The organism is Thermomonas sp. (assembly GCF_019104945.1).
Lineage (GTDB): Bacteria > Pseudomonadota > Gammaproteobacteria > Xanthomonadales > Xanthomonadaceae > Thermomonas.
In genome coordinates, this window is sequence record NZ_JAHRWW010000009.1 from 1 (window position 1) to 25526 (window position 25526).

Annotated in this window: 23 protein-coding genes and 1 tRNA gene; 8 read left to right on the forward strand and 16 right to left on the reverse strand. The window is 59.3% G+C overall.

What is annotated here, in order from left to right:
* Nucleotides 1-436, forward strand: a 436-nt coding sequence (locus KUL77_RS02130) for an adenosylhomocysteinase (RefSeq protein ID WP_297142988.1), incomplete at its 5' end; no start/stop codon positions are given.
* A gap of 57 nt (nucleotides 437-493) precedes the next feature.
* On the opposite strand, the gene KUL77_RS02135 is transcribed toward KUL77_RS02130, so the two are convergent.
* From KUL77_RS02135 to KUL77_RS02160, 6 genes are all read right to left on the reverse strand, one after another.
* Nucleotides 494-1000, reverse strand: a complete 507-nt coding sequence (locus KUL77_RS02135) for an SRPBCC family protein (protein ID WP_297142992.1) — start codon at nucleotides 998-1000, stop codon at nucleotides 494-496.
* 68 nt (nucleotides 1001-1068) lie between these two features.
* Nucleotides 1069-1617 (reverse strand): DUF2894 domain-containing protein, encoded by a 549-nt coding sequence (locus KUL77_RS02140; protein WP_297142995.1) that lies wholly within the window; start codon nucleotides 1615-1617, stop codon nucleotides 1069-1071.
* The gene (locus tag KUL77_RS02145; RefSeq protein ID WP_297142998.1) at nucleotides 1610-2251 is read right to left on the reverse strand and encodes an OmpA family protein; all 642 of its coding nucleotides are present in this window, start codon (nucleotides 2249-2251) and stop codon (nucleotides 1610-1612) included. Before KUL77_RS02145 ends, KUL77_RS02140 begins: the two co-directional genes overlap by 8 nt.
* The gene (locus KUL77_RS02150; protein ID WP_297143000.1) at nucleotides 2248-4218 is read right to left on the reverse strand and encodes a hypothetical protein; all 1971 of its coding nucleotides are present in this window, start codon (nucleotides 4216-4218) and stop codon (nucleotides 2248-2250) included. Before KUL77_RS02150 ends, KUL77_RS02145 begins: the two co-directional genes overlap by 4 nt.
* A gap of 11 nt (nucleotides 4219-4229) precedes the next feature.
* Nucleotides 4230-4904: a DUF3348 family protein gene (locus KUL77_RS02155; protein ID WP_297143002.1), complete on the reverse strand. Its 675-nt coding sequence runs from the start codon at nucleotides 4902-4904 to the stop codon at nucleotides 4230-4232.
* A gap of 65 nt (nucleotides 4905-4969) precedes the next feature.
* Nucleotides 4970-5563, reverse strand: coding sequence for a DUF3228 family protein (locus tag KUL77_RS02160; protein ID WP_297143003.1), 594 nt, complete (start codon nucleotides 5561-5563; stop codon nucleotides 4970-4972).
* 48 nt (nucleotides 5564-5611) lie between these two features.
* Here KUL77_RS02160 and metF point away from each other — a divergent pair, with 48 nt between their 5' ends.
* Both metF and KUL77_RS02170 read left to right on the forward strand, forming a co-directional pair.
* A complete protein-coding gene (gene metF, locus KUL77_RS02165; RefSeq protein ID WP_297143007.1) occupies nucleotides 5612-6436 on the forward strand; it encodes a methylenetetrahydrofolate reductase [NAD(P)H] in 825 nt (274 codons plus the stop codon).
* Nucleotides 6437-6475: 39 nt separating this feature from the next.
* Nucleotides 6476-7018 (forward strand): hypothetical protein, encoded by a 543-nt coding sequence (locus KUL77_RS02170; protein ID WP_297143009.1) that lies wholly within the window; start codon nucleotides 6476-6478, stop codon nucleotides 7016-7018.
* 26 nt (nucleotides 7019-7044) lie between these two features.
* Here the strand turns inward: KUL77_RS02170 and KUL77_RS02175 are convergent, their stop codons facing one another.
* From KUL77_RS02175 to KUL77_RS02200, 6 genes are all read right to left on the reverse strand, one after another.
* A complete protein-coding gene (locus KUL77_RS02175) occupies nucleotides 7045-8151 on the reverse strand; it encodes a branched-chain amino acid aminotransferase (protein ID WP_297143011.1) in 1107 nt (368 codons plus the stop codon).
* A 64-nt stretch (nucleotides 8152-8215) separates the two neighbouring features.
* Nucleotides 8216-9529: a HAMP domain-containing sensor histidine kinase gene (locus tag KUL77_RS02180; RefSeq protein WP_297143014.1), complete on the reverse strand. Its 1314-nt coding sequence runs from the start codon at nucleotides 9527-9529 to the stop codon at nucleotides 8216-8218.
* A complete protein-coding gene (locus tag KUL77_RS02185; RefSeq protein WP_297143016.1) occupies nucleotides 9516-10199 on the reverse strand; it encodes a response regulator transcription factor in 684 nt (227 codons plus the stop codon). Before KUL77_RS02185 ends, KUL77_RS02180 begins: the two co-directional genes overlap by 14 nt.
* A gap of 179 nt (nucleotides 10200-10378) precedes the next feature.
* Entirely contained in the window at nucleotides 10379-11293 is a 915-nt protein-coding gene (rimK, locus tag KUL77_RS02190) for a 30S ribosomal protein S6--L-glutamate ligase (protein ID WP_297143018.1), read from the reverse strand.
* 71 nt (nucleotides 11294-11364) lie between these two features.
* A tRNA-Gly gene (locus KUL77_RS02195) sits at nucleotides 11365-11438 on the reverse strand.
* Nucleotides 11439-11509: 71 nt separating this feature from the next.
* A complete protein-coding gene (locus KUL77_RS02200; protein WP_297143021.1) occupies nucleotides 11510-13417 on the reverse strand; it encodes an autotransporter domain-containing protein in 1908 nt (635 codons plus the stop codon).
* A gap of 213 nt (nucleotides 13418-13630) precedes the next feature.
* Here KUL77_RS02200 and trmB point away from each other — a divergent pair, with 213 nt between their 5' ends.
* Together trmB and KUL77_RS02210 are read left to right on the forward strand one after the other, a co-directional pair.
* The gene (trmB, locus tag KUL77_RS02205) at nucleotides 13631-14365 is read left to right on the forward strand and encodes a tRNA (guanosine(46)-N7)-methyltransferase TrmB (RefSeq protein WP_297143024.1); all 735 of its coding nucleotides are present in this window, start codon (nucleotides 13631-13633) and stop codon (nucleotides 14363-14365) included.
* A 64-nt stretch (nucleotides 14366-14429) separates the two neighbouring features.
* Nucleotides 14430-16268, forward strand: coding sequence for an SLC13 family permease (locus tag KUL77_RS02210; RefSeq protein ID WP_297143027.1), 1839 nt, complete (start codon nucleotides 14430-14432; stop codon nucleotides 16266-16268).
* A gap of 15 nt (nucleotides 16269-16283) precedes the next feature.
* Here KUL77_RS02210 and KUL77_RS02215 read toward each other — a convergent pair whose 3' ends face one another.
* Nucleotides 16284-16589 (reverse strand): Rieske 2Fe-2S domain-containing protein, encoded by a 306-nt coding sequence (locus tag KUL77_RS02215; RefSeq protein ID WP_297143105.1) that lies wholly within the window; start codon nucleotides 16587-16589, stop codon nucleotides 16284-16286.
* A gap of 130 nt (nucleotides 16590-16719) precedes the next feature.
* On the opposite strand from KUL77_RS02215, the gene KUL77_RS02220 reads away from it, so the two are divergent.
* From KUL77_RS02220 to mscL, 3 genes are read left to right on the forward strand one after another with little or no spacing between them, the layout of a single operon-like run.
* The gene (locus tag KUL77_RS02220) at nucleotides 16720-17010 is read left to right on the forward strand and encodes a hypothetical protein (protein WP_297143029.1); all 291 of its coding nucleotides are present in this window, start codon (nucleotides 16720-16722) and stop codon (nucleotides 17008-17010) included.
* Complete coding sequence (locus KUL77_RS02225; protein WP_297143032.1) at nucleotides 17010-17732, forward strand: fumarylacetoacetate hydrolase family protein; 723 nt, start codon at nucleotides 17010-17012, stop codon at nucleotides 17730-17732. The genes KUL77_RS02220 and KUL77_RS02225 overlap by 1 nt, the downstream gene beginning before the upstream one ends.
* 40 nt (nucleotides 17733-17772) lie before the next feature.
* Nucleotides 17773-18186 carry a large-conductance mechanosensitive channel protein MscL gene (mscL, locus tag KUL77_RS02230; RefSeq protein WP_297143034.1) on the forward strand — a complete coding sequence of 138 codons (414 nt, stop codon included), beginning with the start codon at nucleotides 17773-17775 and terminating at the stop codon, nucleotides 18184-18186.
* Between the two features lie 61 nt (nucleotides 18187-18247).
* Here the strand turns inward: mscL and aceE are convergent, their stop codons facing one another.
* The 3 genes from aceE to KUL77_RS02245 form a co-directional block, all read right to left on the reverse strand.
* Complete coding sequence (gene aceE / locus KUL77_RS02235) at nucleotides 18248-20938, reverse strand: pyruvate dehydrogenase (acetyl-transferring), homodimeric type (protein ID WP_297143037.1); 2691 nt, start codon at nucleotides 20936-20938, stop codon at nucleotides 18248-18250.
* A gap of 140 nt (nucleotides 20939-21078) precedes the next feature.
* The gene (locus KUL77_RS02240; protein WP_297143040.1) at nucleotides 21079-23025 is read right to left on the reverse strand and encodes a diguanylate cyclase; all 1947 of its coding nucleotides are present in this window, start codon (nucleotides 23023-23025) and stop codon (nucleotides 21079-21081) included.
* A gap of 119 nt (nucleotides 23026-23144) precedes the next feature.
* A complete protein-coding gene (locus KUL77_RS02245; protein WP_297143041.1) occupies nucleotides 23145-25445 on the reverse strand; it encodes an NADP-dependent malic enzyme in 2301 nt (766 codons plus the stop codon).
* Nucleotides 25446-25526: the final 81 nt, after the last annotated feature.

Consider the following 25526-nt stretch of genomic DNA (forward strand, 5'->3'; position numbering starts at 1 on the left):
GATGAAGGACCAAGCCATCGTCTGCAACATCGGTCATTTCGACAATGAAATTCAGGTCGATGCGCTCAAGGCGCTGCCGGGCATCACCCACACCAACATCAAGCCGCAGGTGGACAAATACACGCTGGCAAACGGCAACAGCATTTTCTTGCTGGCCGAAGGCCGCCTAGTGAACCTCGGCTGCGCCACCGGCCACCCCAGCTTCGTGATGAGCAATTCGTTTGCCAACCAGACGCTGGCACAGATCGACCTGTGGGCGAATAAAGACCACTACGAGGCTAAGGTCTATATCCTGCCGAAGAAGTTAGATGAAGAAGTGGCGCGGCTGCACTTAGCCAAGATCGGGGTGAAGCTGACCCAGCTCTCACAAACACAGGCCGACTACCTTGGCGTGCCGGTGGAAGGGCCGTACAAACCGGATCATTACCGCTACTGATCACCCGCAGCGGGGACAACGACGGGCGCCGCAGGGCGCCCGTTTTCATTGCGGGCCTTAGCCCAGCGCCGCGACCTGCTCGCTGTACGCCTTACGCGACTGCACGAACACGTCGAACGGAAACTTGATCGACACGCCTTCCAGCGCCGCCGCCAGCATTTCTAAATGCCCCTCAAACCCAGCGCAGGCTTTGGCCGGGTCTTCACCCGCAGGCACCTGCACCACAAGCTGCAACAGCGTACCGCCATCCACCGCCTGCAATGACCAGCGCAGTGGGCGTTGCGGCTGATCGCCACTACTCCACGAATACTCCAGAAGACTGCCCGCTTCAAATGCGGTCACCGTGCTGTCGATCACAATTCCGCTATCGGCAAAATCAATCCGCACCGCGCCGCCTTGGCGCAATTCAATCGTTCCCGGCGCAAGCCACTGCGCCATGGATGCAGGCACCGTGAGCATCGCCCAAACGGCGTCTTGCGTATGCGCAAATACCCGGCCTAAATGCCCTTCAAACCCTGCTTCGGTACGCGAAATCTGCCCGAGAGTGAGTGTTGTATCGTCCATCTGATCCACCTTACGCCTAATGATGGAGCCATTAGGCCGCATCTTAGCAATGGCTGCCTTGATACACGTCACGCACGGCGTTTACGTGTGCGTTTGGACGTGGTGCTGCCTTCGGCTTGCTGCGCCGTTGCCGTCAATGGTTCTAGCGCCGCTAATACGTCGATATACGTCAGCAAGCATTCCAAATATTCCGGCGATGCTGCTTGCATCGTGTCGATCATGCGCAATACCAAGCGCCCGGAATTCAGTGGCCCAGCGTGCTCCTGAGGCTGCGCCAGTGATTCCCGCAATTGACTGCGCGCGCGCACTGCACGCCACACGCGGCGCGCGTCATCCAGCATGGGAGCGGCTGCATGCACCTGCGCCTCCGAAAATACTTGCAGCACCTCTGCAAGCGGGCTTGTTTGCACCTGCGCAAGCAACTGCTGCGTCCGTTGCGGTGCGCGCTCTGCCTGTTCAAGCAAAGCGCACAAACGCGGCTCCAGCGCGGCACGCAATGCGTTATCGCAGCCGTGCATGCGCTGCAACAGCGCTTCAATGCGATACAACGCCGCTCCGGCAGCACCGCGTTCGCGCAGCGCAAGCAGCCGCATCTGCAAAGTGTGTAGCTCAGTCATGCGTGGCTTTGGGGCGCGGCATCGGCGCAATTTCAACACGACGATTGCGCGCACGCCCTGCCTCATCGGTATTACTGGCCACCGGCTGCTGCGCGCCAAACGCGGCAGAAAATACCGCATTTGCAGGAACACCTGCGGCAATCAGCGCGCGCGTGACGGTAAGCGAGCGCTGCGCCGACAGCTCCCAGTTATCGGCAAAGCGGCGGTTATCGCTATGCACCGGCTGATCGTCGGTGAAGCCACTCACCATCAAAATTTCATCGCGCGCGCGCAAATAATCGGTCAACGGCCCGGCCAGACTGTGTAGCACCGCTACGCCCTCCGGTTGCAGTGCATCCGAGTTGTGCGCAAACAACACGCTACCGCGAATGCCAATTCGCCCATCCACCAAGGTGATTCGCCCTTCGGCTAGCGGCGCCGCCAGTGCTTGCTCCAGCGCACGACGGCGCTGATCGGCCAATTCACGCTGCTGAATTTCGCTGCGTAGCCGCGTTTCCAAATGCAGCTGCACGCCGATCACGCCCACCAAAATCAGCACAAAGACACCCAGCAGCACGGCCATCAGGTCGCCGAATGCAGCCCAGATCGGCGCGCCCTGCTCTAGCCCGTCGTCGCTATCGAGCTCGAAGCTCATATCGCACTCGCGGCGGCGCTGCGCTGGCCATCGAGCTTGCGCAAATCATCCACAATCTGACGCTGCGCCAGCAGGCTTAAATCCACCACCTCGCGCGCCTGCGCCACGTAATAGGCTAGCTGCTCGTCGCTACGTGTCAGTGTTTTCTCCAGCGTGCTCTCAACGCGTTCTAAGCGCTCGGCAATCTGTGCATTGCTGGCAGCGAAAATATCGACCGCCGCAGCAAATGCATCCGCCACGCTGGCCACTTCTACTGCACCCGCCGCCGCGCGTGTGGCCGCAGCATCGAGCTTGTTTGCATCGGCTTCGATACGCGCATCCAAACGCGTGCCCACTTGTTCCACTAAAGCCGCCGATGTTTCAACCAGCGCGTCCACTGCCTGCTTTTGCTCAAGCGAGGCGTGGTTGACCGTTTGCAGCAAGGTGCCCAAGGTGGCGAGCAACTGATTGCGTTCTTCTAGCATTGCAGTGTCGCGCAGCATGCTTTCGGAAAGCGCTTGGCGCATTTCACCAATCACACTGGCGGCTGCCTGCGGCGCAGCCGACGCGGTTTGCATCAGCTTGCTAATTTCAACAATCGTGTCATTGGCGTGCTGCCGCCCCTGCTGGGCGATAGCATCCGCACTTTCTTGTAAGGCACGGCGCTGTTCGGCCAGCGCGGCCTGCCATGCCTGCATGCGCTGGGCGTCGTGCGCGATTACCGTGCTATGCGCCGTTTGTTGAGCGCTTGCCAGTTGTTCCAGCAACGCCGCTGCCTGCTGGCGCATCTCATCCATTGCCCGCTGCTGCGCTTCTTGCTGTGCTGTCAGCAGCGCTTGGTGCGCCGCCTGCTGCTGGGCTGACGCGTTTGCCAACAGGCGGTCTCCCCGCTCAGAAACATCCATCCCAATCTGCGCGAATAGCGTGTGCAGTGACGCCATCGCGTTTGCATTATTGTGCTGCTGCGCCTCCAAGGCCTGCTGCCAGCGTTCACCCATATCTACTGTTGTTCTTTGCAGGTGCTCAACCTGCGCCTGCAGGTTTTGCTGGGCTGTCTGCTGCACGCCATCGTGCAATCGCCGCGCACTCGCTGCAATTTCCGCCATCGTGGCCTCCGCCACCGGCTGCAATGCGCGGCTCGCCGCCTGCGCGCCTTGTGCCACGCTTTCTTCCAGCGCACTGCGTACGCGCTCGGCAAGTTGGGTATAGGCAACCTCACTGCGCGCAAGGAAGGCCTCTTGCCGCGTTTTTTGCTGGGTATGCGCAGCTGCATCGCGGCGCTCAAGTGAGTCAGCCAAGGTGTGCAGACGCTCCACCAGGGCAGGCATCAGCTGGCTCTGCTCGCGCATCAAACGCCACGCATCGTCATCACGATAACCACGCGTAAAGACGTTTAGCGGGCCTGCAATCGCCGCATCCAGCGCGCGCCCTGCCGCTAAGCGCTCGCGGCGACACAGTGCCGTCAGCACGCCTAGCACCGCCGAAGTGGCAATGCCCGCAATCGACGTACCGAAGGCATAGCCCAAGCCTTTTACCGGCGCAGCCAGCGAATCGCGGATCGCCTGCAGGTCGCTCGCACTCTCCAGCGCCAATCCCGTGCCTTGCAGTGTCACCATCATCCCCAGCAACGTACCCAGCATGCCCAGCAGCACCAGTACGCCCGACAGATAGGCCGACAGTGCGGGCGCAGGCAGCGCGATGCGCTCCCCCGCCACACGCAGGCGCACAACGGTGCGCAGCCCCGCATCTACCGATTGCAGCCACGGCTCCAGCTGCTCAGGTGTTTCCTTCAGCCCATCTACTGCCGCCTGCAGGCTCGCAGTGGCCTGCCGATAGCGGCGCAGTTCATTACCCCCGATGCAATACACCAGTGCAATCAGCGCGCACACCACAAGCACCATCGGGTTGCTTACGGCATGAACCGCAGCCACCCAAACCACGGCCAACAGCCCCAGCGCAAACACAAGAACGCCTAAATTCTTTCGCATCACGGTATCCATCAACGCGACTGCAGCGCAGCCAGCAAACCATCAATCGGTAAAAAACGTGCGTCTAACTCAGCCTGCACTAGGCTGCGCAGCTCGCTTTGAAGCCCAAGCCAGTGCACAGCCGCACCGGCCGCCTCTGCGTGCAGCACAGCAAAGCGCTTGCGCAGCAGCTCAGGGACGTTGGAAAAAAAACTCAGCTCGCGCGGGCTGAGCACGGCCTCCATCACGGCATCCATCTCCGCTAAACGCACGCTATACGCATCGCCCTGCGCCAACAGATCGCGCAATTGCCCGCGCAACTGCCCGGTGGTGGCCAGCAACTTGCGCTGCACGGCCTGCCAATGTTGCAGCAGCGGCGCAACGGCCGCTTCTGTATCCACCTGTATCGCCCACGCATCGACCAGTGCCTGCCACGTTGGCTCATCGAGTGCCATGACATACAGCTGTTGCCGCGCACGCGCGCAGACCTCGCGCAGCTCATCTTTACGCCACGCAGGGATCCCTGCTTCCACCTTGGCAGGTGCATCCAGCACACGCGACAAACTCACCGCGCGCGTCCAGTCCACCCACTGCCCCAACACCTCATGCAACGCACGCGGCGCAGCCGTAACCGATACGCCCAGCGTACCGGCCAACAGGCGCGGCATGGTCGGCGCTGGCAAAGGCGCCAAAGAGGGTGCTTGCATCAGGGGAAGCCCGCGGAAAACCGTCTATTTTACAGGCAGTTGCCTAGGCGAAGCGCAGCCGCCATTCAGCGCCAGTTCGCATGTGTCTCCCAGAACGCCACGCTGCGCCGGTAAGCCTCACGCGACAGCGCCACGCCCGAGCCACCTTCCTCTACCCCCAGCGCGTTGCGCAGCATGGTAATGGGCACCATCGGGATTTCCTCCGGCGTCATCGTGTACAGGCAGCCCACCACACCCCAATCGGCCTCAATTGGGCTACCTTCCTTGGCCAACTGCTCACGGCTGTACAAAATGGGGATGAGGTAGTTCGCCACCGGCGGCTGCAGACCTTCAAACCAGCGCACCAACACCGGCAGCTCCTCTTTTGTGCGCGCCTCGTAGGCGCTGCGCAACTGATGGCGGTTGGCCTCAGTGATAGGAATGACAGAGCACTTGGTGGACGTCCAATTACGGTGCACGTGCAGCTTGCAGAACGGTGCATAACCATTCAACACCGCCAGCGGCGGCTGCACATTGAGGTGCTGCTCAAACGCCTCCGCGCTCACGTCTTGAATCGCCGTGCTGCGACCATCGCGAGGAAAAAGCCGTGGCCGCGCAAATTCAGTCAATACGATCACTACTCCACACTCCAATAATTCAAAATAGTTATATCTCTTCATCGCGAAAAAGAGATATATTAATCATTCCACCGCACCACCCACCTCGTGATGACGCCGATTAGCTTCGAATTTTATCCGCCCAAAACCGACGAACAGCGCGCTCAGCTCGACCGCACCGTTAGCAAACTCAAGCCGCATGCGCCGCAGTTTATGTCGGTAACGTTTGGCGCGGGCGGTTCAACGCTTAGCCAAACACCGGAAACCGTGCAGCGTCTGCGCGATGAGCACGGCGTGGCGGGGGTGCCCCACCTCACCTGCGTGGGTGGAACGCGTGAGGAAATTCGCGGCCTGCTCAACCTCTATCGCGGCCTTGGCTGCGACCGCATCGTCGCCCTACGCGGCGACCTCCCCTCCGGCATGGCACGCAGCGGTGACCTGCGCTACGCCAGCGATCTTGTGGCCTTTATTCGCGCCGAACACGGCGACTATTTTCATTTGGAAGTTGCGGCCTACCCGGAAATGCACCCGCAGGCCGACGACGCGCTGATCGACCTGCGTCACTTCAAAACCAAGGTGGATGCAGGCGCCAATAGCGCGATTACCCAATACTTCTACAACGCCGATGCGTATTTCCGTTTTGTGGACGATGCACGCAAGCAAGGCGTCAACATTCCCATCGTGCCGGGCATCATGCCGATTTCCAACTACAGCCAGCTGCGCCGTTTTTCGGAAAGCTGCGGCGCGCAGATTCCGCGCTGGGTGGATCAGCGCATGCGCGCCTTTGGTGACGATGCCCACGCTGTGCGCGAATTTGCTTCCGACGTGGTGTCTAGCCTATGCCAGCGCCTCATCGACGGCGGCGCACCCTCACTGCATTTCTATACGCTCAACCTAGCCAAACCGATCAACAGCATTTTGCAGCGGCTGAGCTAACGCTTTCACCAAGACCATAGAGCGCGTTACTCTGCCAAGATGACGCGCGTATCTACCCGCCTGTTACTCCTGATCTGTTTTGCTTGGCTAACGCCAGCGCAAGCACAGGTGCGGCACTGCGTTGCGCCCGACGGCACGCAAATTTTTACCGACCGCAAATGCGAAGAACTGGGTGCGCGTAAAAGCGAACCGCCCGCTAGCACCAGCACGAACACCGCGGCCGGCGCACGCTACAGCCGCCGCAACGTCTGCCCGAGCAGTGTGCAAGACCTTGCCTATGCGCTTGAGAAAGCCGTGCAGGCTCGCGATGCCAACCAAATTGCAGCCCTCTATGATTGGGCCGGGATGAGTACCAGCAGCGCGTATCGGGTGATGGCCCAGCTACAGCAAACCGCGTCACGCCCACTGGTGCGGGTCCGCATTGCAGAATCCAGCGGCACTAGCGAAGACGAAAGCGACGCGCCCTCCAGCATGCGCATCACCGGCCTGCGTGTAGAGCAAACACTGGCCAACGGAATCACTCCGGCCAGCGCGTTTTTTGGCCTGCGCCGCCGCCTGGGCTGCTGGTGGCTGCATCTATAGCAGCCACCACGCACGCTACTAACTGCTTAGCGCAGCTTCACCAACCAACCGTGACGGTCTGGTGCGCGGCCATATTGAATATCGGTGAGTTCTTTACGCAGCGCCATCGTGACCTCACCGGCGGGGGCATTGATATCGCCCACCGAGAAGCCCTTGCCTTTCAGCTCGCCAATCGGCGTCACCACGGCCGCCGTACCGCAGGCGAAGATTTCGGTAATGTCACCCGACGCCACGCCCTGCTTCCACTCATCAATGCTGACTTTGCGCTCTTCCACTACATGGCCACGGTCACGCGCCAGCTGCAGAATGCTTTCGCGGGTAATGCCTTCCAAAATGCTGCCCGACAATGCTGGGGTAACGATACGGCCATCCTTGTACACCAAGAACACGTTCATACCCCCCAGCTCTTCTAGATACTTGCCTTCCACCGGGTCGAGGAACAGCACCTGCGAGCAGCCCTGCGCATACGCTTCCTGCTGCGGTAGCAGCGAGGCCGCGTAGTTACCACCGCATTTGGCGGCACCGGTGCCGCCCTTGGCCGCACGCGCATAATCCTCGGACAACCAGATCGACACGGGTGCCACGCCTTTGGCGAAGTAGGCGCCCGCTGGGCTTGCGATGACGTAATAGCCCGCCGCCTGCGCCGCACGCACGCCAAGGAAGGCTTCGGTAGCAATGATGAAAGGACGGAAATACAGGCTGCTCTCCGCTGCAGACGGCACCCAAGCGTGATCCACCGCTACCAACTGGCGAAGCGATTCGGTGAATTCTGCAACCGGTAGCTGCGGCAGCGCCAAGCGTGCTGCGGAACGCTGCAAGCGCGCGCCATTGGCTTCTGGGCGGAAGGTCCAGATCGAACCGTCGGCGTGGCGATACGCCTTGATGCCCTCAAAAATTTCTTGCCCGTAGTGCAGCACGGACGCGGAAGGGTCTAGTGCCAGCGGGCCGTAGGCGTGCACCTGTGCGTCGTGCCAGCCGTTTTCCTTACTCCACTGGATGGCCACCATATGGTCGGTGAAGAATTTTCCAAAGCCCAGTTCGCCAGAAAGAATCGCGTCGCGCTGTTCGGCGCTGCGGGCGTGGTCGGAAGCGGTAACGCGGTAAGCCAACGGTGCTGCGGTGGGGGTATTCATGCGGGCATCCTAGAAAGCGAATCCTCCTATTATGCAGCCTATGACGCCCGCTTTGTCGCAATGCTCAGTGGAAGGTCAGCGTTGCCACCACGCCTTTCTCTTCACCAGGACGCACCTGCACGTCCCAACCGTACAGCGTGCACAGCCGCCGCACGATGGATAGGCCGATGCCGCCGCCCTGCGAATGCCCGGCATGGGTGCCGCGATAGCCACGGCTAAATAGCTTGGCCGCATCCTCCGCGCTCAGCCCCGGCCCGGAGTCGATTACTTCCACGGCATTGGGATGCACGCGCACGATGACATCGCCGCTAGGTGTGTATTTCACCGCATTGCCAATCAAATTGCCCAGGGCCACGGCCAGCGCCGAATCGGGCACATCAAGCATGACGGTCGGCTGGCCTTCCAAACGCAGCTCCACCGGCTTGCCACCTAATTGTGCGCGATGGCTTTCGAGCTGCTGCTGCGCCACCTTTGCCACATTGCACTGCCCCACTGCGCGCTCATTGCGCGACAGCAGCAGCAAAGCACTGATGAGGTCGGTACTCTGTTGCTCAGCGCGCTGAATACGCAGCAGGCGCGTGCGCGTGCGTTCATCTAAATCGGGCTTGGCCAGCAGCAGCTCAGCCGCACCGCGAATAACAGCTAACGGCGTGCGCAGCTCGTGGCTTACGTCGGCATTGAACTCGCGGTCGCGTTGCACCACGTCGGTAAGGCGCGCGGCGTAATCATCAAGCGCCTTGGCCAGCTCGCCCACTTCATCGTCAGCAAAAGAAGGCGCGAGCGCTTCTGGGTCTGAATTGGTTCCCGAGCGACGCAGGCGATGCGCCAAATCCGATACCGGCGCCATCACTTTAGAAGCCGACCACGCCCCCAGCAGCAGCGCAAACAGGGTGAACGCCAACACCGCACCCAGCAGCCAGCGCCGCAACACATCGGATGTTTCTGCCGCGTCGGTGACGTTGTAGCGCACCAAGCTAGTAAACGGCTTACCTTCCAGACTTTGCCCGCGCCGTACCGCCACCTTGTACACCAGCATGTGGCCCTGCGCGTCGGCTTCGCGCACCTCGTGCAGCCCCGGCTTCAAGTCGCGGTATAGCGGGTTGATTTTGTACGCGTTCTCGTCACTAAACGTGCGCGCGTCGAACATCAAAAAATACGGTTGTTTGCTCGGGTCTGTTTCAACCTGCTGAACAAGGCTGACCACTTCGCGCTGCAGCGTATTTTCAATCAGCTGGTTCTCCAACCGATTGCGCAAGTGCAGCATGGCCGCCGCAAACAGCGCTGTAAGGCCAAAGCCCAGCAGCGCGAACGACACCACGATACGCGTGCGTAGCCGCCGCCTGCCGCGCGGCCGCCTTGGAGCATCAGCTATCGGCATCAGGCACAGAGATCCGGTAACCAATGCCGTGACGGGTTTGAATCATGGCCTTCCCAAACGGCTTATCTACCGAGGCGCGTAGGCCGTGAATATGCACGCGCAGCGAATCGGAGTCGGGAAGCTCTTCCCCCCACACCTTGTTTTCAAGGTCTTGCCGCGTGACCACGGCGGGCGAGGCTTCCATCAAGGCCTGCAAAATTTTCAGCGCGGTGGGGTTGAGTTGGATGAGCTTGCCCTCGCGGTGGACTTCCAACGTATCTAAGTTGAACTCCAGCGGCCCCACGTTTAGCACGCGTGCGGGCAGGCCGCGCCCACGCCGCGCCAGCGCGTTCAAGCGCACGTTTACTTCTTGAAGCGCAAAAGGCTTGATCAAATAATCATCGGCACCGGAATCAAACCCCGCCAGCTTGTTCTCTAACGTATCGCGCGCAGTCAGCATCAGTACCGGCGTTTGCTTGCGCGCATCGGCGCGCAGCTTGCGGCACACTTCCAACCCGTCCATCCCCGGCAGATTAAGGTCTAGCACGATGGCATCGAAATCGTGCACCACCGCAAGGTGCAGCCCGGTAATGCCGTCGGCTGCGAAATCAACGGTGTGCCCGCAATCTTCCAAATAATCGCCAAGATTGGCGGCAATATCGGTATTGTCTTCGATGACCAAAATGCGCATGCGATCTATCCCTAATGAACTGCGGTTGTCCGATTCTTGCACATGCACAAGGCAATGGCTGAATTCAGGCAAACAAAAAGCCCGGACGCTGACGCCCGGGCCAAAAATTGCAAACTGCCCTGCATGCTTGCTGCGGGGGAAGTACAGCGAAGCATGAGTGTATGTTGCCCGGTCTGCGATTAATAATCCGTCAATTCAACGTTGCGCTTGCGTTGTTTTGCACCCGCTGCGGTCACAATATGTTCGATGACGGCCCCCGCCACATCCAGCCCGGTGGCGCTCTCGATACCTTCCAGCCCCGGTGATGAGTTCACCTCCAGCACCAACGGGCCGCGCTGACTGCGGATCAAATCCACGCCCGCCACCCCTAAGCCCATTACCTGCGCGGCGCGCACTGCGACTTCTACTTCAGCCTTGCTGGCACGAACAGGCTTGGCCACGCCGCCGCGGTGCAAGTTGGAACGAAATTCACCCTTCGCCGCTTGCCGACGCATCGCCGCCACCACGCGATCTCCCACCACGAAGCAGCGCATATCCGCGCCCTTGGCCTCGGCAATGAATTCTTGCACGATGAAGTTGGCGTACAGCCCGCGCAGAGTTTCGATGGTGGCGCGCGAGGCAGAGAGCTTTTCCGTCAGCATCACTCCCGCGCCTTGGGTGCCCTCATTGAGCTTGATGACGTGCGGCGGCGCGCCAAGCAATTCCAGCAAGTCGCCAGTATCGTCGGGGCTATCGCCAAATACGGTATCAGGTAAGCCAATACCCGCTGCGGCCAGCACTTGATGGGTGCGCAGCTTGTCACGCGCGCGCGCAATGGTGGTGGCGCTGCTGGGGCTGTAGCTGCCCATCAGTTCAAACTGGCGCAGCACCGCGCAGCCGTAGCGGGTAACCGACGCGCCAATACGTGGCACCACAGCATCGTAGCCCGACACCGGTTTCCCTTTGTAACGCATTTCAAAACCATCGCTGCTAATCCGCATATAGCAGCGCAGCGGGTCGAGCACGCGCACCGTGTGCTGGCGCTCGCGGGCAGCTTCAATGAGGCGCCGCGTGGAATACAGCTTACTGTTACGGGAGAGGATAGCGAGTTTCATCGTGACCTCTGGCAAGCGTCCTACTGTTCTAACAGAAAAGGCGACACCCCGCGGGGTATCGCCTTTGTATCTGGAGCGGGTGATGGGAATCGAACCCACGCTAGCAGCTTGGGAAGCTGCAGTTCTACCATTGAACTACACCCGCGTGAGGTGGCAAGTCTATGCGGTTTGCCGGGTCTCTGGCAATGCCTGCACCCACTTGCCACCGTTTCGCACTTAGAACGAACCGCCCACGCTGAGGAACGCGCCGTAGTTATCGCCGCCCTTTTGCGCGGCGGTTGCGGTGATCCCGGTATTGACCTCAAGCCCACCCAGCTTGCTGCGCACGCCGAGGGTCAAATTGCCGTAATCGCGGTCGTATTCCACACCCGGTACTGCATAAGGCAGGGTGCTCGGCATCGACAGCGACTGCGCCCACGCTTGTTTCGTGTCATCCTTGAACTCGCGACCCCACGTCACCCGCACATACGGGCGCAGGTGCTCGCTCATCGCGTAACTGGCCTGCCAGCCAAGGCTACCGAACAGCGAATCGATATCCTGTTTCGGATACGCCAGCGCGGTGGACTCGGTGCTGTTTTCCGAATAGGCATCAACATTGATGTTCTGCCACAGCACGCTCAGCACCGGGCCGTGCTCCAGCGCACCTTGGTGGAAGGTCCAACCCACACTCGCGCCGACACCGAAGTTATCGCCGTCGGGCGAGCCACTGTGGATGCGGGTGGCTTTGCCAAGATTGACCTGACGATCAACCTTGTAGCTGAGCTTCGTCCAACTGGCTTGGCCGCTGGCCCACAGGTTCGCCCCCGTCCAGTTGGCGAAACCGCCAACACTGGTATCGGTTTGACGGAATTCACCGCGACGATAGCCAAAGTCGATGTTCTGCTGGCCATAACCTGCAAACGCGCCGAAGGTCTTGTTGCCGCTGCGCCAGCCGATCCCGAACGAACCGGTAGCCCCCATCCCATCAAAACCTAAGCTGCGGTTGAAGCGCTGCTGGTCGCCGCGCACATCGGCCCACCAGTGCGCACCATCCCCCTGCTGCAACGACATACCCGCCACCGCACCATCCACCATCGCCGCGCGCGAACGCCCAATGGTGGTGGCCGAATGCGACAGCATCGTCACAAGGCGCGGGCCTTCAATCACCGAGACAGCAAAATCAGCCAATGCAATATGTGCGGCCGTGGTGGGGTGTACGCCATCGGCGAACAGATAGTTATTCGCGCCACCCGGCACCGTGGACATCGGGTTGCAGAACAGCGAGGAATCACCCGCTGGCGCAGGCTGCGGCAAACACGCCTGGCCGGTGACATTGGTTAAACCAAACGCGGCCGGGTTGGCGATGACTTCGCGCAGGAAGTGGAAGGTATCCAGCGGAATCACCTTCAGCCCCGCCGACGCCAAACCGCCGAACACCGCGTTGTTATAACCTTCCGTCAGCATCGTACCAAGGCCCTGCGCCGCAGCACCTTGGGTGATATACGAAGGAGTGGCACCTAAATCCGGCACCGTTGGCACAAGAATGTATTGCGCACCGGCATGGGTCATTGCCCCAATCAGCCCCACCTGCGCGGTGGCGGCGCTTCCCACCACAGCCTGCGCAGCGGCGAGTGCTTGTGCTTGCGAGCCACCACCGCCCAGCGTGGCTTGAAACACGCCGGTGGCGTAGAACAAATCATTCGCGCCGCCCCATACCGAATACAGCGCGTTCGGGTCCACGGTATTACCCGCAGCGAGATAGGCCGCGTACTGCGCGGTGAGTGAAGGCGTATAACCCAAACCGCCTACGCTACTCACATCGACGCGCGCCCCACCTACCGACCAATTATTGCCATTCGCCATCGTCGGCGCTGCACCTGTGGCCTTCCATGCCACTTCCGCATTGCTGCCGAAATAGTCGGCCATATACTGCGACCACACATAACCGGGGTTGGTGGTGAATTGGCCAATCACCGCCGACGAAGACGGCGGCAGCAGTGGCCGGAAAAAACCGCCATCGGTCAGGCTATCGCCAAAGAAAATGGTTTTGGAAAACGGGGAAGGCGGCGCATCTTTCGCCAAAGCGGGGGTTACCGAAAGTGCCAGCGCAGCACACAACAAAGTCCGACGTAACAAGGTGTTCATGGGCGTCCTCAAATGGATTGTTATTGAAAAACGAGCGTCCTACCGTTTCCGAATTCGCGTGGCATACGCATGCGAATGGATTGTTATATTTTCATAAACTTCAGTCTATGACATGCTGCAGCGCGTCACAACGGCGTGAACAGGTCACAATAGGGGCTACGGAGCGCCATTGGCGCTGAGTGCTTTGATTTCCACATCGATGAGATTGACGTTTTGACTGATCCTTTTTCCAGCGCTGGTGCCAAGACGCCGCCCAAACCTTTTACGGTGACCGAAGGCGTGCGCAAAGTGCGCAGCTTCGTCCTGCGCCAAGGGCGCTTCACCGATGCGCAGCAGCGCGCCTTCGACGAGCAATGGCCACTGTATGGCTTGGACTACAGCGCCTCGCCACGGGACTTTGCCGCCGCATTCGGGCGTGACGCCAAACGCATCGTTGAAATCGGCTTTGGTAACGGCGATGCCCTGCGCTTTTCTGCGCGCATCGACCCCGAACGCGACCATATCGGCATTGAAGTACACGCCCCCGGCGTAGGCCGCCTGCTCAATGCGCTGGCGCAAGACGGTAGCCGCAATGCGCGCCTCTATCACCACGATGCGGTTGAGGTATTGGAGAATGAAATTGCCGACGCCTCGCTCGACGAAATTCGTATCTACTTCCCCGACCCTTGGCATAAAAAGCGCCACCAGAAGCGGCGTTTGGTGAACCCCGAGTTTGCTGCATTACTGGTGCGCAAACTCGCCCACGGTGGGCGGCTACACCTTGCCACCGACTGGGAGAACTACGCCGAACAGATGTGGGATGTGCTCGACGCTACGCCCGGCATTGTGAATCGTGCAGGCCCACGTGGACATGTACCGCGCCCCGATTGGCGCCCGCAAACCCATTTTGAAACGCGTGGGCAGAAACTCGGCCACGGCGTGTGGGACTTGTTGTATGACAAGCCGTAATGCGGCATGTTGAATACATCCCCGATACTTACCTAACCCTCTCACTGGATCGTTTCTCGGCCTGATGGACACCAGCCTCACCCTCACCTCCGATATGCAGCTGGTGCTGGGGCTGGTGGCGTTCACCATGGTCATGTTCCTGTTTGAGCGCATCCGCTCTGACGTGATCTCGCTGGTGGTGCTGGTGGCGCTGGGGCTCACCGGCTTGGTGGCACCAGAAGATTTATTCGGCGGCTTTTCTTCCGACGCGGTGATGAACGTCATCGCCACCATGATTTTGGGCGCTGGCTTAGACCGCACCGGCGCGCTCAACCGCCTCGCCAGCTGGCTTTTGCGCCGCGCGCACGGCGTGCAATCGAGACTATTGCTGCTTGTATCCGCCGTGGCCGGGCTGAACTCGGCGATCATTCAAAACACCTCGGCCACCGCACTTTATCTGCCTGTGGCCTCCCGCCTCACCGCGCGCACAGGGATCAGCCTATCGCGCCTGCTGATGCCCATGTCGGCGGCGATCATCATGGGTGGCGCGCTCAGCATGGTCGGCAACTCGCCGCTGATTTTGCTCAACGACTTACTGGTATCGGCCAATGCCAGTATGCCGTCCGGTGCAGCCACGCTTACCCCGCTCAAAATGTTCGCGCCATTGCCCATTGGCCTTGCGCTGCTGGTGGCCTCACTCGTCTATTTCCATTTCTTCGGCGACAAGCTCCTGCGCGAAGACGGCGTGGACGCAGTCACGCCGGCCCGCACGCAAAGCTACTTTGCACGCACCTATGGCATCGAGGGCGAGCTGTACGAACTTACCGTCACCGCCGATAGCCCGCTGGTGGGTATGAGCGTGGGCGATGCTGAAATGCTGATCGACATGCCGCTCTTACTGGCGCTGCAGACCGGCACAGAATCGCGGCTAGCGCCCCCATCAGGCACCCGTATCTGGGTGGGTAGCGTGCTCGGCGTCATGGGTGAGCACGATAAAATTTCGGAATTCGCGCAAAAAAACTTCCTCAATCTTTCGGCGCGGCTGCGCACATTTGGCGACCTGTTCAACCCCAGCCACGCGGGTATTTCTGAAGCGGTGGTGCCGCCCACGTCCGGCTTTATTGGCAAGCCGCAGACGGAGTTGCAGCTACGCAAACAGTTCGGCTTGAGCCTGCTGGCGATCAATCGCGATAAGCACGTATTGCGTGAGGACGTGCGCAACATCCCCATTCGCGCGGGCGATATGCTGGTGCTGCACAGCATTTGGACAGACCTCGCCGAGGCCGCCAAAAGCCGCAACTTCGTGGTGGTGACTGACTACCCCAAAGGCGAGCAGCGCCCGCATAAATTCAAAATTGCGATGACGATCTTCGCGATCAGCATGCTACTGGCGCTGTCCTCGCGCATCCCCACGTCCATCGCACTGATGACCGGCGTCGCAGGAATGCTGGTCACCGGCGTACTGAAGATGGACGAAGCCTACGCCGCGATTAGCTGGAAAACCGTCTTCCTCATGGCCTGTTTGATTCCCTTGGGCTGGGCCATGGACTCCAGCGGGGCCGCCGCTTGGGTGGCGGGGCATAGCATCGACCGGCTGCCACAGGGCATGCCTCCGTGGATCATTGAAATCGCACTGGCGCTGTTTACCACCGCATTTTCAATGGTCATCAGCCACGTTGGGGCCACCATCGTACTGGTGCCATTGGCCATTAACTTGGCCCTTGCGGTGGACGGCAACCCAACCGCTTTTGCGTTGATCGTAGCGCTTTCGGCGTCGAATAATTTTATTACCGCATCCAATCCATCGGTGTCGATGATTACCGGCCCGGCCGGCTACACCAGCCGCGACATGTGGCGCACCGGCGGGCCACTCACGCTGATCTACACCGCGATCATTGTTTTGGTCATCAACCTAATGTACTAAGCCGGGGCACCAAGCCTACTCTGCCAGCACAACAGCATCGTTCTCATTGCGCACGGCGACCGCGCATAGGCAATCGCCCTTGCATGGCCCCGCCACACAGTCGCCTTGCGGAAGCGCGAACGTCGCGCCGTGTACCGCGCAGACCAACTGCCCTTGTTTGGTGCGAATAAACTTGCCCGGCGCGTAGTCCAAACGCCGCCCCGCGTGCGGGCAGACGTTACGCCAAGCGCGCACGCCGCCTTCGCTATCGCGATAAAGAATGAGCGACTCCACATCTCCGTTAATGACGGCCTCGCATTCATGCAGGCTATCCAGCGGCATCTCATCTAATTTCAACAAAACAGCCGCCGCATCGCCTTGATTTAACGAACTACTCACACCTGCCTCGCCGGTTCTAACGATACTTCCGTGCATTGTGTCACGACGCATCTGTGTTCAGGATCAAAATTCGATGTCGATTTTCCACCACGCCAACTTCACCCGCTTCCGCACGGTGCTGCTCAATGCACCACGCCGCCCCCGCCACCCGCTGCTGCGTATCGCGATAGGTGTTTTAGGCGTGGCCTTGCTACTGGTGCTGCTGGTCGCAGGCGTGTTTATTGGTATTGCAATGCTGATCGGCGGCATGCTGTGGCGGCTCTGGGTGCAGCGCGGCGGCCGCGCTGGCGTGCGTAAGCGCGAAGCGCCACTGCAAGGCGACTACCGCGTAGTGGGCAAACCCCAATTCCCTGTTGCGCGCTGATGGATCTTATCCCCGCGCCGCAAACCCCACGTATTCCCGTTTGCACTCGCGCTGGCGACACGCTGGGCTATTTCCCAGTGCGCCGCATCTATTGCGTAGGCCGCAATTTTGCCGACCACGCCAAGGAAATGGGCGCCGTTGCCCCAGCGTCCAAAGCCGAGCGCGGCAACCCGACATTTTTTATGAAACCGGCCGATGCCATCGTGACCGACGGGCACGTCCCCTACCCACCCGGCACATTGGATCTTCATCACGAAGTAGAGCTGGTGGTGGCCCTCGGAGCGGACGCCCCAGCAGGCGTTTTGCCGCGCGAACAGGCGGGTGACTTGGTCTTCGGCTATGGCGTGGGCCTTGACCTCACCCGGCGCGATTTGCAGGCGGCAGCCAAAGCCAAAGGCCTGCCTTGGGATACCGGCAAGGGCTTCGACTTTTCAGCCCCCATTAGCACGCTGCTACCCGCCGCCGATCTGGGTGATCTCAGCACACTTAGCATCTCATTAGAGGTGAACGGTGAGCGCCGCCAAGCCTCTACGCTCGACCAACTGATCTGGGATGTTCCCGATATTCTGCATGAGCTTTCCAAGCTCTACGCACTGCGTGCTGGCGACCTCATTTTCATGGGTACCCCCGCAGGTGTGGCCGCACTGCGGCTTGGCGATCACTTTCACGCACAAATTGGCGACGCTCTGGCGCTGCGTGGACAAATCACGCCTGCCCTGTAAAGTTTGCGCTTAGTTCAATCAACAATCAGCGGAGATCTGTATGGGTGTAATGACCGAATTCAAAGCCTTTGCCATGCGTGGCAATGTCATCGATCTCGCCGTGGGCGTGGTCATTGGTGGTGCATTTGGAAAAATCGTCAGCGCCATGGTGGATAAAGTCATCATGCCGCCGATTGGCCTGCTGATTGGCGGTGTGGACTTCTCTAAACTGGCCATCACCCTCAAAGCTGCCAGTGTAGATGCCGCTGGCAAAGAAGTTCCTGCCGTTGTATTGGCCTATGGCGAATTCATCAACGCCATCATCCAATTTTTGATTGTTGCCTTCGCCATTTTCATGGTGGTCAAAGGCATCAATAAACTCCACAAGAAACCCGAAGAAGCCCCGGCGCCACCCGCTGAGCCCACGGAAGATGTTTTATTGCTGCGCGAGATTCGTGATTCGCTGAAGAAATAAACATCGCACACACAACAAAGGCGGCCACTGGCCGCCTTTGTTGTGTCCGGCATGCGGCTTGTTAGGCCAGCAGCGGGTTCGGCTTTTCCGCATCCAGCTTGTATAGTTTGATGGCACGCGCTACATCTTTGCCGGTGAGCTTGCCATCGGCGGCCAGCGCAGCCACGGCGGCGTGGGCCACGTGGAAGCGATCCACTTCGAAGTGGTGACGCAGGTTTTCACGCGTATCACTGCGGCCATAACCATCGGTGCCTAACACGCTGTAACGCGCCGGGACATACTCACGAATCTGGTCGGCATAAGCGCGCACGTAATCGGTTGCAGCAATCACCGGCCCTTGGCGGCCTTCCAACTGCTGCGCCACCCACGGCTTACGCGTCGCACTGGCTTCCGGATGGAAGCGGTTCCAACGCTCGGCGTCCAAGCCATCGCGCGCAAGCTCGGTGAAGCTGGTGCACGACCAGATATCCGACTTGATACCAAAGTCCTTATCCAGCAACTCCGCCGCCGCGATCACTTCACGCAAGATGGTGCCACTGCCCATCAACTGCACGCGCAGATCACCCTTCTTGCCCTTACCCGCATCCTGCAGCAGATACATCCCCTTGATGATCCCATCGGCACTGCCTTCCGGCATTTCCGGGTGGGTATAGTTTTCGTTCATCAGGGTGATGTAGTAGTACTCATCGTGCTGCTCGGCCAGCATGCGCTGCATGCCGTGCTGGATCAGCGTGACCACTTCGTAAGCGAAGGTGGGGTCGTAGCTGCGCACGTTCGGAATCAGCCCGCTTTGCACATGCGACTGACCATCGGCGTGCTGCAGGCCTTCACCGTTCAGCGTGGTACGGCCTGCGGTACCGCCCAGCACGAAGCCGCGTGCGCGCATATCACCGGCCTGCCACGCGAAGTCGCCAAAGCGCTGGAAGCCGAACATCGAATAGTAGATATAGAACGGCATCATCTGCAGATCGTTCACGCTATAGCTGGTGGCCTGCGCCATCCAGCTGGCGAACGCACCGGCTTCGGTGATGCCTTCCTGCAGCACCTGCCCCGCCGCGTCTTCGCGGTAGAACATCAGCTGATCGGCGTCCACCGGCTTGTACTTCTGCCCTTGCGGCGCATAGATACCCAGTTGACGGAAGAGCCCTTCCATACCGAAGGTACGCGCTTCGTCAGCCACGATCGGTACGCAGCGCGGCCCCACTTGCTTGTCGCGCAGCAAGATATTGAGCATCTGCACGAAGGCCATGGTGGTGCTGATTTCGCGCTCACCAGTGGACTTGAGTAGGCGCTCGAAGGTCGCCAACGGCGGCACTTCCAGCGCCTTACTCGCGCTGACACGACGCTTCGGCAAATAACCGCCCAGCGATTCGCGACGCTCACGCATGTACTGCATTTCCGGCGATTTTTCGTCTGGCTTGAAGAATGGAATTGCGCCATCTTTCAGCTGATCATCGCTGATCGGCAGCTGGAAGCGGTCGCGGAAAGCCAGCACCGCATCGTTATCGAGCTTTTTGGTTTGGTGGGTGGGGTTCAGCGCTTCGCCCGCGCTCCCCATGCCATAGCCCTTCACGGTCTTGGCCAGAATCACGGTGGGCTGCCCCACGGTCTTCACCGCAGCGTCATACGCGGCATAGACCTTATGCGGGTCGTGACCACCACGGTTGAGGCGCCAGATATCATCGTCAGACAGGTTCGACACCATCGCCAACGTTTCTGAAGTTTTACCGAAGAAATGTTCGCGCGTGTACGCGCCACCAAAGGCTTTGCAGTTCTGATATTCACCGTCCAAGGTGTCCATCATCACCTTACGCAGAACACCCTGCGTGTCTTTGGCCAGAAGCGGGTCCCAGTAGCTGCCCCAAATAACTTTGAGCACGTTCCAACCTGCACCACGGAACTGGCCTTCGAGGTCTTGAATGATCTTGCCGTTGCCGCGCACCGGGCCATCGAGACGCTGTAGGTTGCAGTTGATGACAAAAATTAGATTGTCCAAACCTTCGCGCCCAGCGACACCAATTGCACCCAAGGATTCGGGCTCGTCGGTTTCGCCGTCACCCAAGAAGCACCACACTTTGCGTCCGGTCTTCGGCATTAGGCCGCGCGCCTCCAGATACTTCATGGCGCGCGCTTGGTAGATGGCGGTCAGCGGGCCTAGGCCCATGCTCACGGTGGGGGTCTGCCAGAATTCCGGCATCAACCAAGGATGCGGGTAGCTGGAAATACCATGACCGCTCACTTCCATACGGAAGTTTTCTAGTTGGTCTTCACTAATGCGCCCCTCCAAGAAGGCGCGCGAATAAAACCCGGGTGCGCAATGCCCTTGTAGGTATAGCAAATCCCCCGGATGATCATCACCTGGGGCGCGCCAGAAGTGGTTGAAGCCCACGTCATACAGCGTGGCCGAGCTGGCGAAGCTGGCAATATGGCCCCCCAGTGCACCCGGCTTGCGGTTGGAACGCACCACCATCGCCATTGCGTTCCAGCGGATGATCGAACGAATGCGCCATTCAAGGCCAGCATCGCCCGGCATCTTCGGTTCAAGATGGGCGGGAATCGTATTGATATATCCGGTGGTCGGCGCAAATGGCATATGCGCACCAGCACGGCGCGTTAATTCAACCATGCCCTCTAGTAGCTGGTGAGCGCGCTGCGGGCCATCGTGGTCGATGACCGCCTTCATCGACTCGATCCATTCCTGCGACTCTTGCGGGTCGGGATCGTTCTGCAGCATCTCATTGAGCCAATTCATTGCGCACTCCATCAACAGGGACGCCCTGCAGTCTAGCAACTTGCGGGGGCAATGTGATGCTGCAGCGCAGCTCAATTTTATTTATACCCGGGTATTAACAAAAATAACTGGTTTTAACCCCGGAATATGCGATGACCGCACTACTTTTCTCGTTCCGGGCCGACAACTACAGTCAGTTGCACCACCCCGTTTGCTGCAGCGGCCATCAAATCTTGGCCTAATGCGGCTTCATCCAGCCCTTTTACCGCGTCACTGACGCAAACGGCCTGATTGCGCCCGCTACCTTTGGCTTTGTACAAGGCTAGGTCAGCCAATTGCACAAGTGCCTCAAGATTTGTGATCTCCCCAAACGGTGAGACTACACAGCCCATCGATGCTGTTACCGGAATTTTTGCGGCATCTGGTGCGTCACTCACCGTCACCGGCACTTCACTGATCACCCGCAGCACGCGACCAGCAAGCTCGGGCATCTTGCTCAATTGCATCCCTGGCAACAACAACAAAAATTCTTCACCGCCCCAGCGCACCACCGCATCTTGATTGCGCAGCAATGTTTGCAGGCGTTTGACCACCTCCACCAACACCCGATCTCCGGCGGCGTGGCCGTGGTCATCATTGACTAGTTTGAAGAAGTCGATATCCAACATCATTAGCCCAAGTGCGGGTGCGCCATCCGTTTGACCGACGTGACGTGCCAACAGATGATGCCCTTGGCGTCGGTTAAAGGCCCCCGTTAAGGGATCGCGGGCCGACTGCTCCGCCAGTACCGCCACGTCACCTTGCAAACGCTTATTGGTCGTGCGTGCGCGCTTGAGCCACTGCATCAAAAGCAAGGCTGCTAATACCAATACAACCACCAGTGCAGCCCACAGCCACTGCTGCATTTCCTTTAACCGGTTGACATCACCAAGACGCTCGATCTCTCGCTGCCGCTTATCGGCGGCATAGCGTTCTTGCAATTCCAAGACGGTTTTGTTGCGTTCTTGTCGCGAAAACTCATTGCGCATCTGCATGACACCGCGCAGCTCCGTCAACGCCTCACGATAGCGGCCGGCATACTCCAATAAATCGGCGAGCTCCTGAGATATCGCCATGCGGTCGGCGATAGTGCCGTCTTTCGCAACCACGTCAATGACACTACGCACCTCTGCAATGCCGCCATCCATATCACCAAGATGCGCCTTGGCGACACCGGCATTGGTTTGCGCAAACGCAAGTGTCAGTGTGTCATTGAGCTTTTTAGCCAAGACTTCCGCACGCTGCGCATAATCCAGTGCCTGCTGGTAGTCTTTCTGCCGCAGCCAATAATCGGCCAGATTCGACAGCAACACCACGCGCGTGGTATCGGCATTTGGATCCTCACCGGCGCTTTCCAAGCCCTGCTGATACGCCTTCAGCATTCGGTCTTGCTGCCCCATTTCCGCATACAGATAGCCAAGCCCCAGTTGTGTTGCCGCCATCAAGCGACGGGAGCCTGTTGTTTCGGCAAGTGCAAACGCTTTATTGCCATTGCTTTCCGCGCGAGCAAAATCCCCTAGGTATGTATTGCAGGTTGACAGTAAATTGAGTGTAGCTGCCTGATCAACGGTATATCCCAGCTGCGCCGCGATATCCTCTGCCGGAACCAGCTCCACCACACACTGGGCAAATTGCCCTTGCTGCCGCAACATCCACCCCCGCAACGTATGCAGGCGCAGTTGCTGCTCTAGGCTGGCATTTCTTACATCCACCTCCGCCAATATCGAGGCTGCCTCATCGGCCTTTAGCTGCGACAAAAGCAGTTGTGCCTGAATCATTCGCGCATCTGAAAGGCAGCCGCCGCACCCCTCACGGACCGCCATTGCCTCCAGTTTGCGCTGTGCATCCTGCGCCAAGGCAGCCAACTTGGGATTGCGGTCAATCCCGGTAAACTCGCCCAACACCGCGTAATAACGCTGCCGCTGCGCCAGTGGCGCTTTCGGCCCGGGCCGATCATCAGCGGCCTGCAAGCGTTTAACCGTCACGTCCGGCGATACTGTACCCCGGGTATGCAGATCACGAATAACGGTCTCTAGCCGCTCCCCCGCCAATACAGACAAGGGGAGCAAGCACAGAAGGAGCAGATACCTGCTAATTATTCGCTGCATACCAGTAAGTATTACCGATCTTGCAGCGATTGTGCAGGCATCTACTTCACATACTTCAACCACACAATAAAACGTGTTTGTTAACCATTTTTCCCGCGCCGCTCACCGCGAATCTGCGCTTCCACCGCCGCGATCGCCGTCATATTGGTGATTCGGCGCGCCGACGAAGCCGGGGTAAGGATATGCGCCGGTTGATCCAGCCCCATCAGGATTGGGCCAATCGCCACGCCGCCAGTGACGACGCGCACAAGGTTGTAAGCAATGTTGGCAGCGTCTAAGTTTGGCATCACAAACAGATTAGCGCGCCCACTGAGCGTGGCATCCGGGAAGATGCGGCGGCGCAATGCGTCATCCCACGCCGTGTCGGCTTGCATTTCGCCTTCCACTTCTAGGTTGGGCGCACGCTTATGCAAGATCTGCACAGCCTTCGCCATCTTTTCAGCACTGGCATTGGCATGGCTGCCGAAGTTGGAATGCGAGAGCAGCGCCACCTTCGGCTCCACTCCAAACAATTTCAACCGATACGCTGCTTGCATCGTCGCCTCTGCGATTTGTTCCGCAGACGGTTCTAACTGCACATGGGTATCAAGGAAGAACCACACGCCACTATCGCTGATGACGCCGGTCATCGCGGCGGTGCCCGTAACGCCCGGCTGGAAGTCAAAAATACTGCGCAGATAGCCAAGTTTTTTATGAAAGCGACCGACTAAACCGCAAATCATCGCATCGGCCTCGCCCCGTTCCACCATCAACGCCGCAATTAGGCTTGGGCGTGAACGCAGCAGGTTCTTGGCCGCATCCGGGGTCACGCCACGGCGTTCGGTCATGGTGTGGTACTGCCGCCAATAATCATCGAAACGAGGATCGTCGTTGATATTGGTGAGCTCGAAATCGGTACCCGCGCGCATGCGTAGGCCGAGTTTTTCGATACGGCTCTCGATGACTTCCGGGCGACCAATCAACACCGGCCATGCCAAGCCTTCATCCACCACGGTCTGCACCGCCTGCAGCACCACAAACTCTTCACCCTCAGCATAGACCACACGCTTGCGATCGGCGCGCGCACGCTCGTACACCGGTTTCATCATCAAGCTGGTGCGATGGATGAACTGGCCTAGCTTTTCGGTATAGGCCCCCACGTCCAGCAGCGGACGCTCGGCCACGCCAGAATCCATCGCCGCCTGCGCTACCGCCGGTGCGAGCATGGTGAGCAAACGCGGGTCAAACGGGCGCGGGATCAAATACTCACGCCCAAAGGTAGGCACTTCTCCGCCGTAGGCCGCACCAAGATCCGATGCTTCTTTGCGTGCTAACCCTGCAATAGCCCGCACGCAGGCCAGCTTCATTGCTTCGTTGATCTGGGTCGCACCCACGTCGAGCGCGCCACGGAAGATATAGGGGAAGCAGACCGCGTTATTGACCTGATTCGGGTAGTCACTGCGCCCGGTGGCGATAATTGCGTCAGGACGGACCTTCTTTGCATCTTCCGGCAGGATTTCCGGATAGGGGTTTGCCAACGCCAAAATGACCGGGTTCTGCGCCATCGTGGCGACCATTTCCGGCTTCAAAATACCACCTGCAGATAGGCCGAGGAACACATCGGCGCCGTCCACAATTTCTGCCAACGTCCGTTTGTTGGTAACGCGTGCGTAGCGTGCTTTGTCAGGGTCGAGATGTTCGCGCTCGCTGTGAATAACGCCTTCGCGATCGAATGCCAGAATATTTTCCGGCTTCACGCCGAGCGCCACCAACATGTCGAGGCAGGCAATTCCCGCCGCACCTGCGCCGGTTGTGGCTACCTTCACCTTGGCGATGTCTTTTCCAGCCACTTCCAGCGCGTTCAGTACAGCCGCGCCAACGATAATTGCAGTGCCGTGCTGGTCGTCATGGAACACCGGGATTTTCATCCGTTCGCGCAGCTTACGCTCAACGATGAAGCACTCTGGTGCCTTGATGTCTTCTAAATTGATGCCACCAAACGTCGGTTCCAAGCTGGCGATGATGTCCACCAGCTTATCGGGGTCGCGCTCATTGATTTCGAGATCGAATACGTCGATCCCGGCAAATTTCTGAAACAACACGCCCTTGCCTTCCATCACAGGCTTACCGGCCAAGGGGCCAATATCCCCCAGCCCCAACACGGCGGTGCCGTTACTGATGACCGCTACCAGATTGCCGCGGGCGGTGTATTCGCTGGCCTTGGCGGGGTCGGCCTGAATTTCTTCACACGCAAACGCGACGCCCGGTGAATAGGCCAGCGAGAGATCGCGTTGTGTCACCATGGGCTTGGTTGCGGTAACTTTGATTTTGCCTTTGGGCTCGAGGCTGTGGTAATCGAGCGCGGCTTGCCTCAGATCATCATTGGCAGGAGTATCCGACATGGGGTGCTGTCCGTAATGCGTTAAAAAGGATGATACCGGCTTCGCGGCATTTCAGCCCACCCATTGCCCGTTTTTAGATAG

What these genes read in the sequence shown, in the direction of transcription:
- KUL77_RS02135 (WP_297142992.1), bottom strand. Translation starts at nt 1,000, where the DNA reads ATGGACGATACAACACTCACTCTCGGGCAGATTTCGCGTACCGAAGCA.
- KUL77_RS02140 (WP_297142995.1), bottom strand. Translation starts at nt 1,617, where the DNA reads ATGACTGAGCTACACACTTTGCAGATGCGGCTGCTTGCGCTGCGCGAA.
- KUL77_RS02145 (WP_297142998.1), bottom strand. Translation starts at nt 2,251, where the DNA reads ATGAGCTTCGAGCTCGATAGCGACGACGGGCTAGAGCAGGGCGCGCCG.
- KUL77_RS02150 (WP_297143000.1), bottom strand. Translation starts at nt 4,218, where the DNA reads ATGCGAAAGAATTTAGGCGTTCTTGTGTTTGCGCTGGGGCTGTTGGCC.
- KUL77_RS02155 (WP_297143002.1), bottom strand. Translation starts at nt 4,904, where the DNA reads ATGCAAGCACCCTCTTTGGCGCCTTTGCCAGCGCCGACCATGCCGCGC.
- KUL77_RS02160 (WP_297143003.1), bottom strand. Translation starts at nt 5,563, where the DNA reads ATGAAGAGATATAACTATTTTGAATTATTGGAGTGTGGAGTAGTGATC.
- metF (WP_297143007.1), top strand. Translation starts at nt 5,612, where the DNA reads ATGACGCCGATTAGCTTCGAATTTTATCCGCCCAAAACCGACGAACAG.
- KUL77_RS02170 (WP_297143009.1), top strand. Translation starts at nt 6,476, where the DNA reads ATGACGCGCGTATCTACCCGCCTGTTACTCCTGATCTGTTTTGCTTGG.
- KUL77_RS02175 (WP_297143011.1), bottom strand. Translation starts at nt 8,151, where the DNA reads ATGAATACCCCCACCGCAGCACCGTTGGCTTACCGCGTTACCGCTTCC.
- KUL77_RS02180 (WP_297143014.1), bottom strand. Translation starts at nt 9,529, where the DNA reads ATGCCGATAGCTGATGCTCCAAGGCGGCCGCGCGGCAGGCGGCGGCTA.
- KUL77_RS02185 (WP_297143016.1), bottom strand. Translation starts at nt 10,199, where the DNA reads ATGCGCATTTTGGTCATCGAAGACAATACCGATATTGCCGCCAATCTT.
- rimK (WP_297143018.1), bottom strand. Translation starts at nt 11,293, where the DNA reads ATGAAACTCGCTATCCTCTCCCGTAACAGTAAGCTGTATTCCACGCGG.
- KUL77_RS02200 (WP_297143021.1), bottom strand. Translation starts at nt 13,417, where the DNA reads ATGAACACCTTGTTACGTCGGACTTTGTTGTGTGCTGCGCTGGCACTT.
- KUL77_RS02210 (WP_297143027.1), top strand. Translation starts at nt 14,430, where the DNA reads ATGGACACCAGCCTCACCCTCACCTCCGATATGCAGCTGGTGCTGGGG.
- KUL77_RS02215 (WP_297143105.1), bottom strand. Translation starts at nt 16,589, where the DNA reads ATGCCGCTGGATAGCCTGCATGAATGCGAGGCCGTCATTAACGGAGAT.
- KUL77_RS02220 (WP_297143029.1), top strand. Translation starts at nt 16,720, where the DNA reads ATGTCGATTTTCCACCACGCCAACTTCACCCGCTTCCGCACGGTGCTG.
- KUL77_RS02225 (WP_297143032.1), top strand. Translation starts at nt 17,010, where the DNA reads ATGGATCTTATCCCCGCGCCGCAAACCCCACGTATTCCCGTTTGCACT.
- mscL (WP_297143034.1), top strand. Translation starts at nt 17,773, where the DNA reads ATGGGTGTAATGACCGAATTCAAAGCCTTTGCCATGCGTGGCAATGTC.
- aceE (WP_297143037.1), bottom strand. Translation starts at nt 20,938, where the DNA reads ATGAATTGGCTCAATGAGATGCTGCAGAACGATCCCGACCCGCAAGAG.
- KUL77_RS02245 (WP_297143041.1), bottom strand. Translation starts at nt 25,445, where the DNA reads ATGTCGGATACTCCTGCCAATGATGATCTGAGGCAAGCCGCGCTCGAT.